16 protein-coding genes are annotated in these 16,615 nt (G+C 73.7%); 7 read left to right on the top strand and 9 right to left on the bottom strand.

Going from position 1 to position 16,615, the window contains the following annotated elements; translation table 11 throughout:
- The first annotated feature begins 252 nt into the window (after window positions 1-252).
- On the top strand, window positions 253-1,476 hold the full coding sequence (locus tag ACN27B_RS28680; protein ID WP_422746091.1) for a multidrug effflux MFS transporter: 1,224 nt from the start codon (window positions 253-255) through the stop codon (window positions 1,474-1,476).
- Window positions 1,477-1,581: 105 nt separating this feature from the next.
- Window positions 1,582-1,956, top strand: a complete 375-nt coding sequence (locus ACN27B_RS28675) for a cupin domain-containing protein (RefSeq protein ID WP_099160358.1) — start codon at window positions 1,582-1,584, stop codon at window positions 1,954-1,956.
- Here ACN27B_RS28675 and ACN27B_RS28670 read toward each other — a convergent pair.
- The 3 genes from ACN27B_RS28670 to ACN27B_RS28660 all read right to left on the bottom strand — a co-directional run bounded on the left by ACN27B_RS28670 (window position 1,940) and on the right by ACN27B_RS28660 (window position 5,812).
- A complete protein-coding gene (locus ACN27B_RS28670) occupies window positions 1,940-2,785 on the bottom strand; it encodes a hypothetical protein (RefSeq protein ID WP_099160360.1) in 846 nt (281 codons plus the stop codon). The two genes, ACN27B_RS28675 and ACN27B_RS28670, sit on opposite strands and share 17 nt — an antisense overlap.
- Window positions 2,786-2,899: 114 nt before the next feature.
- Entirely contained in the window at window positions 2,900-4,489 is a 1,590-nt protein-coding gene (locus ACN27B_RS28665; protein ID WP_422742294.1) for a beta-1,3-glucanase family protein, read from the bottom strand.
- A gap of 108 nt (window positions 4,490-4,597) precedes the next feature.
- A complete protein-coding gene (locus ACN27B_RS28660; RefSeq protein ID WP_099160364.1) occupies window positions 4,598-5,812 on the bottom strand; it encodes a low temperature requirement protein A in 1,215 nt (404 codons plus the stop codon).
- Between the two features lie 145 nt (window positions 5,813-5,957).
- On the opposite strand from ACN27B_RS28660, the gene ACN27B_RS28655 reads away from it, so the two are divergent.
- Together ACN27B_RS28655 and ACN27B_RS28650 are read left to right on the top strand one after the other, a co-directional pair.
- Complete coding sequence (locus ACN27B_RS28655; RefSeq protein ID WP_422742290.1) at window positions 5,958-7,100, top strand: glutathione-independent formaldehyde dehydrogenase; 1,143 nt, start codon at window positions 5,958-5,960, stop codon at window positions 7,098-7,100.
- 138 nt (window positions 7,101-7,238) lie between these two features.
- A complete protein-coding gene (locus ACN27B_RS28650; RefSeq protein ID WP_422742288.1) occupies window positions 7,239-8,063 on the top strand; it encodes an endonuclease/exonuclease/phosphatase family protein in 825 nt (274 codons plus the stop codon).
- Here the strand turns inward: ACN27B_RS28650 and ACN27B_RS28645 are convergent.
- The 5 genes from ACN27B_RS28645 to ACN27B_RS28625 form a co-directional block, all read right to left on the bottom strand.
- A complete protein-coding gene (locus tag ACN27B_RS28645; RefSeq protein ID WP_099160370.1) occupies window positions 8,060-9,103 on the bottom strand; it encodes a polyprenyl synthetase family protein in 1,044 nt (347 codons plus the stop codon). The two genes, ACN27B_RS28650 and ACN27B_RS28645, sit on opposite strands and share 4 nt — an antisense overlap.
- 7 nt (window positions 9,104-9,110) lie before the next feature.
- Window positions 9,111-9,527, bottom strand: a complete 417-nt coding sequence (locus ACN27B_RS28640) for a hypothetical protein (RefSeq protein WP_396821401.1) — start codon at window positions 9,525-9,527, stop codon at window positions 9,111-9,113.
- A gap of 75 nt (window positions 9,528-9,602) precedes the next feature.
- Window positions 9,603-9,968, bottom strand: coding sequence for an MmcQ/YjbR family DNA-binding protein (locus tag ACN27B_RS28635; protein ID WP_422742286.1), 366 nt, complete (start codon window positions 9,966-9,968; stop codon window positions 9,603-9,605).
- Window positions 9,969-10,030: 62 nt separating this feature from the next.
- Window positions 10,031-10,849, bottom strand: a complete 819-nt coding sequence (locus ACN27B_RS28630) for an alpha/beta hydrolase (RefSeq protein ID WP_099160376.1) — start codon at window positions 10,847-10,849, stop codon at window positions 10,031-10,033.
- A gap of 33 nt (window positions 10,850-10,882) precedes the next feature.
- Window positions 10,883-11,548 carry a DUF4097 family beta strand repeat-containing protein gene (locus ACN27B_RS28625; RefSeq protein WP_099160378.1) on the bottom strand — a complete coding sequence of 222 codons (666 nt, stop codon included), beginning with the start codon at window positions 11,546-11,548 and terminating at the stop codon, window positions 10,883-10,885.
- 232 nt (window positions 11,549-11,780) lie between these two features.
- On the opposite strand from ACN27B_RS28625, the gene ACN27B_RS28620 reads away from it, so the two are divergent.
- The gene (locus ACN27B_RS28620) at window positions 11,781-12,518 is read left to right on the top strand and encodes a helix-turn-helix domain-containing protein (protein ID WP_422742283.1); all 738 of its coding nucleotides are present in this window, start codon (window positions 11,781-11,783) and stop codon (window positions 12,516-12,518) included.
- A gap of 48 nt (window positions 12,519-12,566) precedes the next feature.
- On the top strand, window positions 12,567-13,241 hold the full coding sequence (locus ACN27B_RS28615; protein ID WP_422742281.1) for a DUF6891 domain-containing protein: 675 nt from the start codon (window positions 12,567-12,569) through the stop codon (window positions 13,239-13,241).
- A gap of 12 nt (window positions 13,242-13,253) precedes the next feature.
- Here ACN27B_RS28615 and ACN27B_RS28610 read toward each other — a convergent pair whose 3' ends face one another.
- Entirely contained in the window at window positions 13,254-15,488 is a 2,235-nt protein-coding gene (locus ACN27B_RS28610; RefSeq protein ID WP_422742279.1) for a hypothetical protein, read from the bottom strand.
- A gap of 150 nt (window positions 15,489-15,638) precedes the next feature.
- Between ACN27B_RS28610 and ACN27B_RS28605 the strand changes: the two genes are divergently transcribed.
- Window positions 15,639-16,586, top strand: coding sequence for an aldo/keto reductase (locus ACN27B_RS28605; protein WP_216642318.1), 948 nt, complete (start codon window positions 15,639-15,641; stop codon window positions 16,584-16,586).
- The last annotated feature ends 29 nt before the right edge of the window (window positions 16,587-16,615 follow it).

The raw sequence follows: 16,615 nt of genomic DNA, 5'->3' as shown, positions 1-16,615 counted from the left end.
ACCCGTTGTGACGGCGTTGTGACACGTCGGAGATGCGCGTTCTCGGAAACCGCGCCGGCGCTGTCAGCTCCACCGGGTGTGACGCCCGTTACCTCTGGGCGGAGGGGGAATCAGCCCGGGTGACGAGGATTTGAACCCAGGTGTGACTGTCGCACCGTCCTCCGCCTCGTCGTGTCCTGACCGGGTGGAGGTCCTCCGATGACCGATGTCCTCCCCGCCGGGACGACTCCCGCCTCCACGCCCGGTGACCTGATGAGCCGGGGGCAGCGGCTGCGGCTCGTGCTGGTCCTCGGCTCGCTGATCGCGATCGGTCCGCTGACGATCGACATGTACCTGCCCGCGCTGCCCGCGATCGTCGCCGACTTCGCGACCTCCTCGGCGGCGGTCCAGCTGACGCTCACCGGCACGCTCGCCGGCCTCGCCCTCGGCCAGCTCCTGATCGGGCCGCTCTCGGACGCCGTCGGCCGGCGGGGTCCGCTGGTCGCCGGCCTGGCGCTGCACGTCGTGGCGTCGGCGCTCTGCGTCGTGGCGCCCGACATCGCCGTCCTCGGCGTCCTGCGGGTGGTGCAGGGCCTCGGCGTCGCCGCCACCACGGTGGTGGCGATGGCGGTGGTCCGGGACCTGTTCAGCGGCCGGGCCTTCGCCACCCTGCTCTCCCGGCTGCTGCTGGTGATGGGGGCGGCGCCGGTTCTCGCCCCGACCCTCGGCGGTGGCGTGCTGCGGTGGACGGACTGGCGCGGCGTCTTCGTGACCCTGGCCGTCTTCGGCGTGCTGCTCGTCGCGGTGGCCGCGCTCGGCCTGCCGGAGACGCTGCCACCCGCGCGCCGTCGTCGCGGCGGCGTCGTCGCCACCGTGGGCCTGTACGGCTCGTTGCTGCGCGACCGTGTCTTCGTGGGCCTGGTCCTGGTCGCCGGCCTGGCCATGGCGGCGCTGTTCGCCTACGTGGCCGGCTCGTCGTTCGTCCTGCAACAGGGGTACGGGCTCGACGAGCAGCAGTTCGGGCTGGCATTCGGGGCGGGCGCGGTGGGCCTGATCGGCGCGACCCAGTACAACGTTCGGCTGCTGCGCCGCTACCCACCGCAGCGGATCCTCGTCGCCTCGCTGGGCGTGGGGACCCTGGCAGGGCTGGCCCTGGTGGCCTTCGCGGCGACCGGCCTCGGTGGGCTGCCCGCCCTGCTGGTGTCGTTGTGGGTGGTGCTGGCGGCGGCGGGTCTGGCGATGCCGAACGCCCCGGCGTTGGCGCTGTCCCGGCACGGCGAGGCGGCCGGCACCGCCTCCGCCCTGCTCGGCGCCGTGCAGTTCGGCGTGGGTGCGGTGGCCGCGCCGCTGGTGGGCGTGCTGGGCACCGGCGCGGTGGCGATGGCCCTGGTAGTGGCCGGTGGCATGGTGGCGGCGCTGGCGGTGCTGCTGCTGGTCGTCCGACCGGCCCGGCTGGCCGACCTGGAGCCGGCGCCGGCGGTCGTGGTCGTGCACTGACGGAGCGTCCGGCGGTTCCGTCGTTCCCGTCCCGGGCCGCCCCGGGCCGCCTATCGTTCGACCAGGACGACGGTCGGCGCGGCGGGGCACGGTCGGGAGGGCACGATGGGTGGGACGGTTCGACCGGACGGCATCAGTCCGGCCGCGGTCGAGGCGGCGCCGGGACTGTGGCGCGTCGACCTGCAACGCCACGACCTGAGCGTGCCGGGGCGTGAGGTCGTGCAGACCCGGGTGGAGTTCACGCCGGACTCGCCGCCGTTCACGCACTTCCACCCCGGTGAAGAGATCATCTACGTGCTCCAGGGGTCGCTGGAGTATCGGCTCGACGGCCGGCCACCGGTGGTGTGCCACGCGGGTGACGCCCTCACCGTCGGGTACGGCGTGCACCACCAGGCCCGCAACGTCGGGCGCGGCATCGCGGTCGAGCTGGCCACCTACGTGGTGGAGAAGGGCAAGCCGCTGCTCACCAGGGTGGACTGAACCGCCGGCGGCCGCCGCGGGACGACGCCTGCCGTCGGGCGAGCATCTCGGCCGCGGCGCGCAGCTTGGCTGCCGGTTGCTCACCCGCCGGCCCGAGCACCGCCGCGAACCGGTTGCCCAGATCGAGCACCATCCGGGCGCGGTCGACGTCACCGATGGCGACCAGGCACTGGGCGTAGATGCCGTAGGTGTTGGCCATCTCCCACAGGCTGAGCGGGCGGCTCGGGTCGAGCAGGCGCTGCCGCAGCTCGCAGGCCCGCGACGCGGCGAGCGCCGCCGCCCGGGCGTCGGCCTCGGACGACCGGCCGGTCCGGGCCCGCTCCAGCAACGCGGTCGCCTGGTTGTGGTACGCCGTCCCCATCGCCTCGCGCGTGCGGGGTCCGGCGTTCGGGGGCGGGCCGGCGGTGTGCAACCCCACCTGCACCGCCCGGTCGAGCAGCTCCATCCGCAGGGTGGGCTGACCGGCGGCGTAGGCGGTCTCGGCGAGGTCCAGCACCGCCGTGATCAGCTCGGCCAGCGCCTCGTCCCGCTGCGGGCCGGTCGCGGCGCGGGCGGCGTCGTTCAGCTCCTCGAAGAGGGCGACCGCCTCGCGGCCCGGCGTCAGCCCCTCGGCCGCTCGGCCGCGCGCGGCCAGGAGCATGCCGTGTCGCCAGAGCGCCCGGGCCAGTTGCCGCCGGTCGTGCGGATCCACCCGACCGGGACCGCGTACCGCGTCCCGGTAGGCGGCGACGACGTCGGTCCACAACCGGTCCGCCTCCGGCCAGGACGCGGGCGTGGTCGAGCACTCGCGCGCCCGGTCGAAGAGTCGTTCCCGCTCGTCCGGCCCCATCCCGGAAACCGCCCTTCGCCGCCGCCGACACGTCGAACCTCATCGATCGTACGTCCCGGCGGCTCGGCGCGTCCGGCCCGAGGGGTCAGGTCCGGTAGTGCGGGCGGCCGGCGCTCACCCCCGGCGCCACTTCTGGTTGGGGGTGCCCGAGCAGTCCCACAGCTGCAGCCGCGCGCCGTCGCCCGCGTTGCGGTCCTTGATGTCGACGCACTTGTTCGCCTGAGGGTTGACCAGGTCGCCGGCGGCGGTGAGGGTGAACTGCTGGGCGCCGGTGCCGTTGCAGGTGTAGAGCTGCACCGTGGCGCCGTTGGCGGTCGAGCCACCGTCGACGTCCATGCACTTGCCGTTCTGGCTGCGCAGGGCGGCGCCGCTGAACGTCCACCGCTGCGCGTTGGTGTTGTTGCAGGTCCACATCTGCAGCGGGGCGCGGTCGACGAAGTTCGAGCCGGGCACGTCGACGCACTTGTCGTTCAGGCTGCTGACCAGTGCGCTGGTCGGGGTGCCGGTCCCGCCCGCCCCGAACGGGCTGAGGATCAGTCCGGCGGAACGGGGATCACCGTCGTGCACCAGCGACTCGAAGCCGCCGACGTCGTCGAAGGCGAACGCGTACGCCCTGCCGTCGGCCATGTTGGCGTGGATCAGGCGGGCGTACTGGTTGGTCGGGCTGTTGCGGTAGAAGGCGGCCGCGTCGGTGCTGGGCTGGGTGTCGACGGTGCCGAGGGTGCCGCGGTTGAGCGCGGCGCAGAGCGTCCGCGAGATCGGGCCGACGACCTGGTCGTTCGGCGCGGGCAGGTCGCCGTCGCAGCCCCAGACGCTGGCCGAGGAGGGCCGGCGGAACGAGGCGACCACCTGGCCGCCGCCGTTGGTGAAGGTCATGGTGGTGCCGGAGGTCCGGCCGTAGTAGCGGACGGACGGCTGGTCGGTGAAGGGCGCCACGGTCAGGGTCCTCGTGGTGTACGCGTTCCACGCGGCGGCGATGTACGAGTCCAGGTAGGTGGCGCTGAGCAGCCCGGCGCCGGCCGCCTTGCCCGGGGCCAGCACGCGCAGCACGGTGCCGTCCGAGCGGGTCTGGACGGTGTTGGCCCAGCCCGACTGCGCCCGGATCCCGTCGATGACCGCGTCGCGTCCGTTCGCCACCACGTCGCCGGTACGGCGGGTGACGCCGCCGGCGCCGGTCACGGTGACCGCGTGCGGCACGGCGAACATGTCGACCTGCGAGCTGTTCAGCCACAGGCCGGCGTCGTTGTAGGTGAACTCGCTCCAGTCGAAGAGGACGTCGCGGTTGGCGTCGCCGGCCGCCCAGGGGGCGGGTTGGACGAGCCCGTCGGGGGTGAGGAGGAACGTCAGCTTCTGCCCGAGGGCGAAGTAGACCCGACCGGAGAATCCGCGCGGGAACCGGATGGTGGTGCTGCCGCCGTTGGCGGGGCCGGGGATGGAGACGTCGGGCGCGGGCGCCGGCGGGATCTGGCCGCCGGTCCAGGGCACGAACGTGCCGGCCGAGGTGACGTACCCGAGCCGGCCGGTGGTCAGGTTGGTGCCGATGACGTAGAGGTGCACCGCGTCGGCGCGTCCGGTGGTGTTGGTGACCGTGACCGGTAGCAGGGACGGGCCGACCGCGTGCGCGGGCAGGGCGAGGGGCAGGCCACCGGCCACGCCGACGAGCAGGGCGGACGCGGCAGCGAGCAGTCTTCTTCGGAGACGCATAGGAACACCTCGGGTGGTGGCGGGGACGGGAGAGAGCGCTCTCTGAGCCTGAATTCGGAAACAACCTTTGTCAATAGGTGTGCCTCGATGTCTTGCGCTGCTCCGCCCTCAGCGGGCGGGGGTGGGGTGCTCCTCCGGGACGCGCACCGCCGCGCGCGCGTCGAGCACCGCCACGAGCAGCAGGACCAGGGCCGCGCCGATCGAGGCGGCCAGCAGGCCGGCCGCGTGACCCGGCACCGCCAGCAGGGCGAGGCAGGCCACGCCGAGGAGCCGGCGCGGGGACACGCGGTCGAACACGAGGCGTTCCAGGCGGGCCCGGCCCAGCAGGTAGATCATCGGTCCGCCGAGCACCACCGCCAGCCAGACCGGATAGGGCCGCGCGAACGGGTGGTCCAGCACCAGCCCGTAGCCGACCGCGACCACCACGATGCCGAAGATCATGACGGTGTGGGCGAAGGCCACCGAGCGGCCGAACGCGGCGCGGTCGTCGGCCGCGTCCACCGCCTCGCCGAGCAGCTCGCCGGAGCGGAAGAAGTAGATCCGCCACAGCAGCACCGTGGTCACGAACGACACGACCACCCCGCACGTGTGCGCCGCCTCCGGCGTCCCCTCGTTCGTGTAGGCGATGCCGACGGAGATCACACCCTCCCCGAGCGCGATCATCAGGAACTGCCGGTACCGGTCGCTCAGATGCGCGCCCCCGGTCTCCCAGGCCGCCGCCCGCCCGCGGCCGAGTCGGGGAAGCGGCCAACCGAGCCGGGCCGCGCCGAGGTCGATGGCGATGGCGACGGTCCAGAGCACGGTGCGAGCGGTCTCCGACACCGTGGCGCCCCACAACCAGGGGATCGCGCTCAGGCAGTACCAGGCGCCGGACCGGAAGTAGAGGCGTTGCAGCGGAAGGCCGCTCAGCAGGAGGCCGAAGCCCACGGTGCGGCCGACCTGGAGCAGGACGTACGACAGGGCGAAGGTCATGCCACGGGCGTCGAACGCGGCGGGGACGGCCGAGGCCATCATGAACAGCCCGAACGCGCTGACCACGACCGCGAGGCGGACCCCGACGAGGCGGGGTTCGAACCGGGCCGTCACGTACGACGTGATGGTCCACGCCCAGGTCAGGGGCAGGAACAACAGCAGCGTCCGAGCCGCCGCCATCCACCGGTCCGCGGGCGCCGGCGCCGACAGCCCGGGGACCGCCTGTGCCGCGAGCCGGGTCAGCGCGAACACCACGACCAGGTCGAAGAACAGTTCGGCGAACGTCGCGTGCGGGCCGCTGCCCGGGCCCCGCAACATCCCGACCCCGACCCCGGGGCGGCGTGCACCCATCACCCGATCCAACCCGACCGCCCGATCGGGTCGAGGTCGAACGCGCTATTCGGCAGCTTTTTCGCGACCCACGGTTTCCGGGGCGACACGGTGGAAAGGTGACAGGAGGACGCCCGCGAACCCACCGATCCTCCAGGAGTACGCCATGAAGGCTCTCGTGTACCGGGGCCCGCACGAGGTCGCCGTCGAGGACCGGCCCGACCCCACGGTCCAGGCCCCGACCGACGCGGTCATCCGCATCACCACCACCAACATCTGCGGCTCCGACCTGCACATGTACGAGGGACGCACCTCGGTCGAGGAGGGCAAGATCCTCGGCCACGAGAACATGGGCGTCGTCGAGGCCGTCGGCGACGCCGTCACCCGGATCCGGGTCGGCGACCGCGTCTCGGTGCCGTTCAACATCGCCTGCGGCACCTGCCGCAACTGCGTGCGCGGCTGGACCAGCTTCTGCCTGCGCACCAACCCGACCGAGGGGATGGACGGCGCCGCCTACGGCTACGCCAACATGGGCCCGTACGACGGCGGCCAGGCCGAGTACCTGCGGGTGCCGTACGCCGACGTCAACCTGCTGCACCTGCCGCCCGGCACGGAGCACGAGAACGACTTCACCATGCTGTCGGACATCTTCCCGACCGGCTGGCACGGCACCGAACTCGCCGGGCAGGCCCCCGGCGACACGGTCGCGGTCTTCGGCGCCGGCCCGGTCGGCCTGATGGCCGCGCACAGCGCGCTGATCAAGGGCGCCGACCGCGTCTTCGTGGTGGACAAGGAGCCCGACCGCCTCGCCATGGCCGAGAAGATCGGCGGCATCCCGATCAACTTCGCCGACGGCGACCCGGTGCAGCAGATCATTGACGCCACCGACGGCGTCGGCGCCGACTGCGGCGTGGAGGCCGTCGGCTTCCAGGCCCACGACCCCTCCGGCGACGAGCACCCCGAACTGGTGCTGGACAACCTCGTCGACGTGGTCCGCTCCACCGGCGGGATCGGCGTGGTCGGCGTCTACGTCCCGCAGGACCCCGGCGCGCCCGACAAGAAGGCGCAGCAGGGGCGCATCGGCTGGCAGTACGGCACCTTCTTCAGCAAGGGCCAGCGGATGGGCACCGGGCAGTGCCCGGTGATGCGCTACAACCGGCAACTGCGCGACCTCATCATCACCGGCCGGGCGCGACCATCGTTCCTGGTCTCCCACGAACTGCCGCTGGCCCAGGCGCCCGAGGCGTACGGGCACTTCGACCGGCGCGACCAGGGCTGGACCAAGGTGCTGCTGCACCCCGGCGGCTGACCGCGGTCCGGGGCGCGGCGGCGACGACGCGCCCCGGACCGGCGATAGGATCACGGCTCACCCCGCCCGAGTCCGCCACCCCCGGAGTTCCGCGTTTCCGAGCCGTCACCCACCCGCGTCACCCGGCGGGCCCGCCGGGTGCTCGCCGTCGTGGGCCTGCTCGTGGTGGCCGCCCTGCCCGCCGGCTCGTCGACGGCCGGGGCGACCGGTCCGACGACGCTGCGGATGCTCCAGATGAACCTGTGCAACAGCGGACGCGCCGGCTGCTACACCGGCCGAGCCGTGCCCGAGGCCGTCGAGGTGATCGCCGCCGAGACGCCGGACGTGGTCACCGTCAACGAGATCTGCCGGGACGACCTGCCCGTGCTGGAGCGCGCGCTCGCCGCCGTCCATCCCCGTGGGACGGTCCGGTCGGCGTTCCAGGCCGCCGGGGACCGGCCCAGCCGCTCCGTCACCCGCTGCCGCAACGGGCAGCCGTTCGGCATCGGGCTGGTCGCCCGGCTCGACACCCGCGACGCCCGCCCCGACGTCCGCGGTGGGATCCACCCGACGCAGGATCTCGCCGATCCCGAGGAGCGGGCCTGGCTCTGCCTGCGGGTCGGGGACGCGTTGCACGCCTGCACGACCCACCTGGCGAACACCAGCGGCGCGGTCGCGCTGGCCCAGTGCGCCCACCTGCTCGACACGGTGCTGCCGGAGATCCGCCGGGGCGCCGGGTACGCGTCGGCCGTGCTCGGCGGCGACCTCAACCTGAGCCGGGGCGGCGCCCCGGACGTGCGGTCGTGCGTGCCACCGGACCACGTGCGCGTCGACGACGGCGCCCGGCAGCAGATCGTGACCACCCGTGGCGTCACGATCTGCTGCCACCGGGCGGTGGGCATGCGGGGGGCCACCGACCATCCGGCGCTGCTCGCGGTGCTGACGGTCGGTGGCACGGCGGTCGACGGGCCGGTCGCGCCCTAACGGTGGCGCTCGACCACGTAGTCCGTCAGGTCGAGCAGGAAGCGGCCGTCCTCGGTGTCGGCCGCCGCTCCCAACGCCCGCTGCCCCTCGCGCCGGGCGGCCTCCGCGAGGTCCCGGGCGCTGCGCCGCGCCGACTCCACGCAGTCGTACGCGAGCAGCCGCCCGTGCAGCCAGCGCACCTCGGACGCGGTGCGCTGCCCGCGCCGCCGGCTCAGGAAGTCGAGCGTCCGCACGCGTTCGTCGGCGGTGCACCGTCGCATGAAGTCGATGAGGATGAGCGTCCGCTTGCCCTCCCAGAGGTCGCCGGCGATCTCCTTGCCGTAGCGGGCGTAGTCGCCGACGAGGTTGAGCGCGTCGTCCTGGATCTGGAACGCCGCGCCCAGGTACCACCCGTAGCGGTCCAGCACGTCGACCGCGTTCTGCCGGCCGGTGGCGACGAGGATCCCGGCCCGGCACGGGTAGATGCACGTGTACCAGGACGTCTTCTTCAGGCACATCCGGTAGTAGTCGTCCGCGTCCAGGTCGGACACGTTGTCGCGGATCCAGCCGATCTCGATCGCCTGCCCCTCCAGGGAGTGGCGCAGCATGAGCTCGGTCTCCTCGAACAGCCGCCAGGCGATCCCGGAACCGAGCGCCGCCCGGTTCGCGGCGAGCCGCTGCAACGCCAGCAGGTTGGTCATGTTGCCCACGTTGAGGGCCACGCCGACGCCGTACTCGGCGTGCAGGGTCGCCGCCCCGCGCCGCTGCTCGCTCTCGTCCTGGATGTCGTCGTGGATGAGGAAGGCGTTGTGGAACAGTTCCACGGTGACGGCGGCGTTGAGCCCCACCGCCTCCGCGCCGCCGAACGCCCGGCACGTGGCGAGGCAGAGCGCGGCCCGCAGCCCCTTGCCCCACCGGCGCGGATACTCCGCGACCAGGTCGTAGAGGTATCGCGGACCGCCCGACGGCAGGTCGTCGAGCAGCGCGCCGAGGGCGAGCCCGCGATAGCGCTCCAGCACCCGTTCCACGTGCCCGCCGGCCACCCCGGTGGTCGGCGCCATCGCCCGGCTACTTCTCCGACCGCGGCCGGCTGCGCGGGGCCGGCGTCGCCAGCCGGTCCGCGAGCCCGTTGGCCACGTCCGGGGCCAGCCGCGCGAGATTGAGGACGGTGTCCAGCGCGTCGTGCGCGTCCGAGGTGTAGCGGCGGACGACCTCGCCGCGCTGGTCGTCGGACATCTTCAGTTGCGCGACCACGGTGTCGATGAGTGCGTGCCCGTCGGTGCGGACCCGCGCGACGAGTTCGTCGAACGCCTCCGGGTCCACCCTGCGGTCCGCGCTCAGCTTCTCCTCGAGCCGCCGGGCGCCGGCCAGCCCCGCCGCGAGTTCCTCCTCCAGCACCGAGGCCGCGTGGGTGACGGTCTCGGAGGTCTCGCCGGCCACCTTCTCGAAACGTTCGTTGGTGCGCTCACGCTCGCCGTTCTCCATGGGCGCAGTGTTCACCCGGGTGCCGACGGCGGGCCAGAGGTGTGTCGCGATGGTGACTCAGCGTATCGATGCAGGTCAGGGTTGATCGAGCCGGGCCCGCAGGGCGGGCGGCGCCACCGACAGGTAGCCGTCCCGGACGATCTCGGCCAGCTCGGCCTCGCCGATGCCGGTGTCGAGGCGTACGCCGATCCAGCCGCGGTGCCCGACGTAGGGCGGACGGAAGAACGTGCGCGGGTCGACCGCGACCAGCTCGACGGCCGCCCCGGCCGGCGCGGCGCACCACAGGTGCGGGAACTCGTCCCGGTGGTGGCCGTCGGGCCAGACCGTGGCGAACGACGTCCGGCCGCGGACGAACCAGCTGGGGGTGCCGTGACTGAGCCGCTCCGTCACCTCGGGCAGAGCCAGGCAGGTCCGCCGGATGGTCGCCACGATGCCCGTCATCGATCCACGGTACGACGGCGCCGGGCGGCCGGGGCGCCCGCGCGCCCCGGCCGACCGTGTCGTCACCGCGCCGGCCGCTCGCGGTCGAGCGCGGTGACCTCCCGTACGGCCGCGGCGATGGCCGGCGCATCCTTGCGGAGCAACGCGCCGTGGTTGCTGGCGACCTTCGCGGCGATCCGGATCCGCGGGTTGCGCGCGGTCACCGCGTCGAGTGCGGTGCGGATGCGTTCCTGCTCGTCGCCCCGACTGCCGAGGGACGTGCCGGAGGCGACCACGTACCGGGTCGGCACGGTGACGGAGTCCAGCACCGGGCCCAGCTCGCGCTCCCGGGAGAGTCGGCCGAGTTCGATGTTGCTCTCCGCCTGCTGCGCCGCGCTCATCCGCGGGGTGAGTCCGGTCGGGCGCAGCAGCGGCGTGAACCAGCTCATCCGCTTGAACAGCGTGCGGATCCGCTGCTCCATCGCGTCGTCGAGCCAGTCGTACGGGAACGCCCCGTCGACCATCACGGCGCCGATGGCGCGGTCCGGGTTCCGGCTGACCCAGTGTGCCGCGACGACCGCGCCGTAGGACCAGCCCACCACCACCGCCCGCTTCACGCCCCGGTGCGCGAGCACGGCGTCGACGTCCCGGACGGCGGCTGCGAACGAGTAGTCAGCCGACCGTTTCGACCTGCCGCGCGCTCTCTCGTCGTAGGTGATGTGCCGCCACCCGGGCCCGAGGTCGGCCACGACGCGCCGCCAGTAGCCCTGGGTGGCGAACTGCCCGTTGAGGTAGACCACCGGGACGCCGGACCCGCCGGTGTCGGTGGCGGCCAGGGCGGTGTCGTCAACCGCCACCGTGCCGGTCCAGCGGGGAAGGGAAGGGGTGCGGGGTGCCGTCATGGTCGTCTCCTCGTCGGTTCGTTCGTCGGGCGGTCAGTTGCTGCGGGCGTTGATGTCGCCCCGGCCGGTGGTGGCGCGGATGTCGAGTTCGGTGCGACCGTCGTTGCGCAGGGCGTTGCCGATCCGGCCGTGTCCGGTGTCGGCGTCCAGGGCGGCGGAGACGCCGTCGGCGGCGCCCACGGTGATGTCGCCCGACCCGGTACGCAGCACGAGCGTGCCGCGCCGTGCCTCGGCGACGCGGATGTCGCCCCGGCCGGTGCTGACCTCGCCGGGGCCGTCCAGCCGGCCGATCTCGACGTCGCCGTCGAGTGCGTCGAGCCGCAGGCCGGCCGCCTCGTCGATCTTGATCTGCCGGTATGCGCCGGTCACGGCGATGTCGCCGAGGCGGCCGACGCCGCGGAACTCGGCGCCCGAGCAGGTGGCGTCGACCCGCGACCCGGCGGGCAGTTGGACGGTGACCTCCACGGCGCCGGTGGGGCCCAGGAGCCGGTTCGCCACCGACGAGCTGTCGATCCGCAGGATCCCGTTCGCGTAGTCGGCGGTGGTCCGTTCGGCGGCTCGCACGTCGCGGTCGTTGGCCGGGTCGGCGGCACGGATGTCGACGGTGGTGTCGGGCCGGTCGGCGGCGACGAGTTGGACCCGACCGGCGGGGACGGTCAGGACGGCGGTGATCGGGGTGGGGGTGTCGAAGGTGCGCATCGCGTTCTCCCGGTGTCACAGGTGTTTTCCGATATGAGAAACGCTACGTTGCCTTCAGTATCCGGGCAACGACTGTGTTGCGTTGAGTGCCAATACATACAGCTCAGAGCCGATTAATCGTTGCAATAGGCTCAAACGCAATGCAACGCTCGGGCCATCAGATCGTTGCAATGGGCAGAGGTGAACGCTATCGTCGGGGCCGGACCACGCGTCAGCGCCGAGGGGGAACGCGATGCCGGGAGGCAGGCTCACGCAGCAGGACCGTCAGCAGATCGCAGCGGGGCTGGCGGACAGCCTGCCCTACGCCGAGATCGCCCGACGCCTCGACCGCCCGACGTCGACCGTCACTCGTGAGGTGATGCGCAACGGCGGTCCCACCGCCTACCGTCCGGGGTTGGCGCACCGCTCCGCCGAGCTGCGCGCCCGCCGGCGTCGACCCGCCGCCGCGCCGACGCCGCGACCGTCGGGCCGCGACGTCGAGGCCCTGGCCGAGTACGAGGAGACGCTCACCACCGTGCTGATGGCCTCCGGCCTGCCCCGGATGGCGGCGCGGGTGCTCACCTGCCTGTTCACCACCGATCCGGGCAGTCTGACCGCGTCCCGGCTCGCCCAGCGTCTCGGGGTCAGCCCGGCGTCCATCTCCAAGGCGATCGCCTTCCTGGAGAGCCAGAGCCTCGTGCGCCGGCAACGCGACGAACGCCGCCGCGACCGGTACACGGTGGACGACGAGCTGTTCTACCAGGCGACGATCGCCAGCGCCCGGGCCAACCAGCAGCTCGTCGAGATCGCCCGCCAGGGCGTCGTCGTCCTGGGGCCCGGCACCGCGGCCGCCGCCCGGCTGGAGAACATCGCCCGCTTCATGGACTTCATCAGCGAGAGCATCACCCGTGCCGCCGAGCAGGCCCGTGACATCCTGCGCACCCCGGCGCCGCCCGCCGCGCCGAACCACCACCCGTCCCCGAGGACCTGACGCCTGGGAAGCGGCGGTCTGTCGGAGGCGCGTGGAACGATCGTCGCCGTGACCGGATGGATCTACAACGAGCGCCCGGCGGGCGTGGCCTTCCTGACCGAGCGGATCGGCGAGCCCGGCCGCGGCGAGATCGAGGCCGAGATCTGGGGCCGGGTGGTCCGCGGCGAGGTCGACCCGGACGACTTCGTGGACTTCTTCGACGACGACGACGAGCGGCACGGCGCCACCGACGACGAGCTGCGGGCCGCCTTCGAGCGGGCGGTGACCGCGCGGCGGGAGCAGCAGCGCGGTTGGGGCGAGGTGCGCGGCAACCTGACCCGCGCCTTCGCCGAGCTGAACGGGATCGGCGTGCTGGCCCGAGAAAACTTCAGCTGCTGCGGCACCTGCGCGGCGGCCGAGATCCACGACGAGCGGGACGACTCGCGCCACTGGCGGGGCTACCTCTGGTTCCACCAGCAGGACACGGAGGCGTTGCTCGCGAGCGAGGACGGCGGGGTCTACCTCGGCTACGGCGTCTACCCGCCGGCCGACTTCGACGAGGCCGCCTACGACGCTCTCAGCGAGGCCGACCAGCGGGCCCGCTACCAGGCGGACCTGGAACGGCTCCTGGACGGGGAGGTGTTCCCGGTGCTCCACCGGCACGGCATGCGGGTGGAGTGGAACCGGCGGCGGTCCACCCGGATCCGGGTCAGCGGCGCCCGGTGGTACGCGCCGCTGACCTGACGGGTCGCGACGTCAGGTCCGGCGCAGCCGCTCCGCGAGGTCCCGGACCGCGTCGTCGAATCGGGGATCGTTCTCGCCGGGCCAGTGTCCGACGATGGGCGGCGAGACGGTGTCGGTCGTGGGCACCACGACGCCGCACGGGTCGCGCAGCCGCCGGTCCACCGCGCCGACCGGTCCGGCGACGGTCGGCGGCTCGCCGTCGCGGTGCGGCGAGAAGATCCAACTGCCCACCGGGTCGGTGTCCCGCCAGAGGTTGAGCCACCGCCAGCCGACCCGGTCGCCCACCTCGCACAGCGCGGCGTCGTCGACGTAGGCGGGGAAGAGTTCGGCGTAGAGGCGGCGCAGCGGCGAGCCGTACGTCAGCAACGCCACCCGGTCGCCGACGCCGGGCGGCAGTTGGAGCACGGTCGCGGCGAGCAGCACCGAGCCGTGGCTGTGCCCGGCGAGCAGCACCCGGTCGCCGCGCGAGGTCAGGTGGCAGATGCGTCGGGTCAGCTCCGGCACGGCCCGCTCGGCGTAGCAGCGGGGCGCGAAGGGGTGCGCGATCCGGGGCCAGAACGTGCCCAGGTCCCACAGCACCCCGACGTAGCGGCGGAACTCCGCCGTCCGGTATGCGAACAGGCCGCCGACCACGAGCCCGAGCACGAGCGCCGTGATCGCGTAGCTGCCCATCTCGATGCCGAAGTTGACCAGTCCCTCCGGTATCCCGGTCCACCGTTCGAGCACGGTTCCCGGGTAGAGCCCCAGCAGGCCGAGCGTGCTGGTGGCCATGCCGAACCCGGCGAGCCCGGCGTAGACCACGGCGAGCGGCGCCAGCCGGTCGGTGAACCGGGCCCGGGCGACGACCTTGCGGACCTGGTCGAGCCGCGGCGCGGCCTCGGGCGGGGCGTCCGGGAAGTCGCGGGCGACCGCGGCGCGGGCGGCGCGGCGTCGCCCCGGCCGGGAGGCCAGCAGCACCACGACGCCGACCGTCACCGCGGCCAGCACGGCGAGGAAGAACGCGAAGAGCGCCCACTTGTACGCCAGCGGCGGACCGGTGGGTGAGTACAGCCCGGTCGACGCGCCCCGGTCGAGCAGGTCGCCGACCCGGTAGACCAGTTCGGCGGAGAACGCCACCGCCACCCCGGTGGCCACGGCGGCGAGGACCGGCGCGCCGAGCCCCCGCAGCGGCGCGTCCTCCCGGGTGCGGCCGCGCCCGCGTACCACCACCACCCAGAGCGCGGTCAACAGCAGGGTCTGCGCGAAGAACAGCCAGGACACCGTCGCGGCGTAGCCGGGCAGCGCGTCTGCCGACGACCACGGCGCCGGGTCCACGGCCACCGCGACGAGGACGACCGCGGTGAGCCCGCCGGACGTGACGCGCAGGACACGGGTGACCCGGTCGAGCCCCGGCACCCGCTCGGGCCGGTCGACGAGCGGATGGGCGCAGACCAGCCCGAAGCAGCCGACGAGCACGGCGCCGGCAGTCACCGTCAGGGCGACGGTGCCGGGGGAGGCTCCGCCGCCGGCGCGGGCGAGCAGGAGGACGAGGTCCAGGACGGCGAACGCGGCGGCGACGTGGATCGCGCGCAGCCGCTCGACCACCGGCATGGCGTCCCACTGCCCGACGTCGCTGAGCCGGTGCGTACCCGAGGGTCGGGGTACGCCCTGGAACGCCTGTCGGCTCCAGCTCGCGCCCGCGCCGAGTCGCCAGACCAGGACGACGGCGCCGGCCGGCACCAGCGCGAGCACGGCCAGCCGCACGCCGAGCGGCCGGCCGCCGAGCCAGGACAACCAGGCCCGCCCGGACAGGCAGCTCGGCATCGCCATGCACTTCCAGCCGACCTGGTCCAGCGCCACGCCGGCGACGGTGAGCACGTACAGCGCGGTCAGGGTGAGCGCCAGCACCCGGCACAGCGCCTTCGTCACCGTCGTGGCGGTCGGGCCCTGACCGTCCGGCCGCATCCAGAGCGCCACGTTGCCGAGCATGAACGGCAGCAGGAAGACCAGGGACACGGTCCGGACCGCGGTGCCCGAGGGCAGCTCGCTCCACCGGTACGCCTCCAGGAGCACCCCGCCCGGCCCGCGGGTGTCGGGGTAACCGGGCGGGGGACGGTGGAAGCCGCCGCTGCGGTCGCCGGCGACCTGGCGCGTGTTCGGCCGGTCCAGGATCCGCCGCGCGTCGGCGCCCGAGACGCCGTGCACCCGCAGCTCGACCACGCCGCCGGAGCCGGAGGGCGGGCGCGGCGGTCTCGGCGTGTCCGCCATGGCCCCTCCCAGGTCGACGCCGGCGCCGGCCGGCCGGCGTCCGGTCGTCCGCGTGGCGGGGCGCGCCTACCCGTTCCACCGGCGATCACGCCTGCCCCGCCGGTCCCGGTGCGACGTCGGCCGCCTCCGGCCCTGTGCTATCCAGGTCTCATGGCCGACATCCGCGATCACCGACTGCTCTACGGCTGCATGGGCCTGGGCGGCGACTGGAACACCGAACCGTACGGCGCGCGGGAGATCGCGGCGGCGGAGGCGGCGGTCGAGGCCGCCCTGGAGATCGGCGTCACCGCGTTCGACCATGCCGACATCTACCGCCACGGCAAGTCCGAGGCCGTCTTCGGCGAGGTGCTCGCCCGCGCGCCGGACCTGCGGGCGCGCATCCTGCTGCAGACCAAGTGCGGCATCCGGCTGGACGGCGACGCCGGGCCGGGCCGGTACGACCTGCGCGGGACGCACATCGTGCGCAGCGTCGAGGAGAGCCTGGCCCGGCTGCGCACCGACGTGATCGACGTGCTGCTGCTGCACCGCCCGGATCCGCTGGCCGACCCGGAGGACGTGGCGGCGGCGCTGACCTCCCTGCACCGGCAGGGGCTGGTGCGGCAGTTCGGCGTGTCGAACATGGCGGCGGCGCAGATCGCGCACCTCCAGGAGCCGCTGGAGGTTCCCCTCGTCGTGAACCAGTTGGAGATGAGCCTGGCCCGCCGGGACTGGGTGGAGGCGGGGGTCCTGGTGAACACGCCGGCGTCCACCGCGACCGGCTTCCCGCTGGGCACCGTCGAGTACTGCCGGGCGAACCGGATCGGTCTGCAGGCGTGGGGCCCGCTCGCCGGGGGACGCTTCACCGGCGCTCCCCGGACGCCGGGCGACCGCGCCACGGCGGACGTGGTCGCCGCGCTCGCCGAGCGGAGGGGGACCACCCCGGAGGCCGTCGTCCTGTGGTGGGTGCAGCGGCATCCGGCCGGTGTGGCGCCGGTGATCGGCACGGCGCGTCCCGACCGCATCCGGGCGTGCCGGGACGCCGTCGCGCGCGAGCCGGAGCTGACCCGCGAGGAGTGGTACGAGCTGTGGCTCGCCGCCCGGGGCGAGCCGCTGCCCTGACCGGGCCGACGCTGCGGGGACGGCGACGC

Origin of the sequence: Micromonospora sp. WMMD754 (assembly GCF_049315235.1) — a bacterium.
In the GTDB taxonomy this organism is placed as follows: Bacteria; Actinomycetota; Actinomycetes; order Mycobacteriales; family Micromonosporaceae; genus Micromonospora; species Micromonospora sediminicola.
The sequence above is the reverse complement of the archived record's forward strand: the minus strand, read 5'-3'. Positions and strand labels throughout refer to the sequence as shown.

Coding starts and splice junctions, on each gene's coding strand:
- ACN27B_RS28630 (WP_099160376.1), bottom strand. CDS start 10,849: ATGACGGCACCCCGCACCCCTTCCCTTCCCCGCTGGACCGGCACGGTG.
- ACN27B_RS28675 (WP_099160358.1), top strand. CDS start 1,582: ATGGGTGGGACGGTTCGACCGGACGGCATCAGTCCGGCCGCGGTCGAG.
- ACN27B_RS28660 (WP_099160364.1), bottom strand. CDS start 5,812: ATGGGTGCACGCCGCCCCGGGGTCGGGGTCGGGATGTTGCGGGGCCCG.
- ACN27B_RS28620 (WP_422742283.1), top strand. CDS start 11,781: ATGCCGGGAGGCAGGCTCACGCAGCAGGACCGTCAGCAGATCGCAGCG.
- ACN27B_RS28605 (WP_216642318.1), top strand. CDS start 15,639: ATGGCCGACATCCGCGATCACCGACTGCTCTACGGCTGCATGGGCCTG.
- ACN27B_RS28610 (WP_422742279.1), bottom strand. CDS start 15,488: ATGGCGGACACGCCGAGACCGCCGCGCCCGCCCTCCGGCTCCGGCGGC.
- ACN27B_RS28645 (WP_099160370.1), bottom strand. CDS start 9,103: ATGGCGCCGACCACCGGGGTGGCCGGCGGGCACGTGGAACGGGTGCTG.
- ACN27B_RS28625 (WP_099160378.1), bottom strand. CDS start 11,548: ATGCGCACCTTCGACACCCCCACCCCGATCACCGCCGTCCTGACCGTC.
- ACN27B_RS28655 (WP_422742290.1), top strand. CDS start 5,958: ATGAAGGCTCTCGTGTACCGGGGCCCGCACGAGGTCGCCGTCGAGGAC.
- ACN27B_RS28635 (WP_422742286.1), bottom strand. CDS start 9,968: ATGACGGGCATCGTGGCGACCATCCGGCGGACCTGCCTGGCTCTGCCC.
- ACN27B_RS28670 (WP_099160360.1), bottom strand. CDS start 2,785: ATGGGGCCGGACGAGCGGGAACGACTCTTCGACCGGGCGCGCGAGTGC.
- ACN27B_RS28665 (WP_422742294.1), bottom strand. CDS start 4,489: ATGCGTCTCCGAAGAAGACTGCTCGCTGCCGCGTCCGCCCTGCTCGTC.
- ACN27B_RS28640 (WP_396821401.1), bottom strand. CDS start 9,527: ATGGAGAACGGCGAGCGTGAGCGCACCAACGAACGTTTCGAGAAGGTG.
- ACN27B_RS28680 (WP_422746091.1), top strand. CDS start 253: ATGAGCCGGGGGCAGCGGCTGCGGCTCGTGCTGGTCCTCGGCTCGCTG.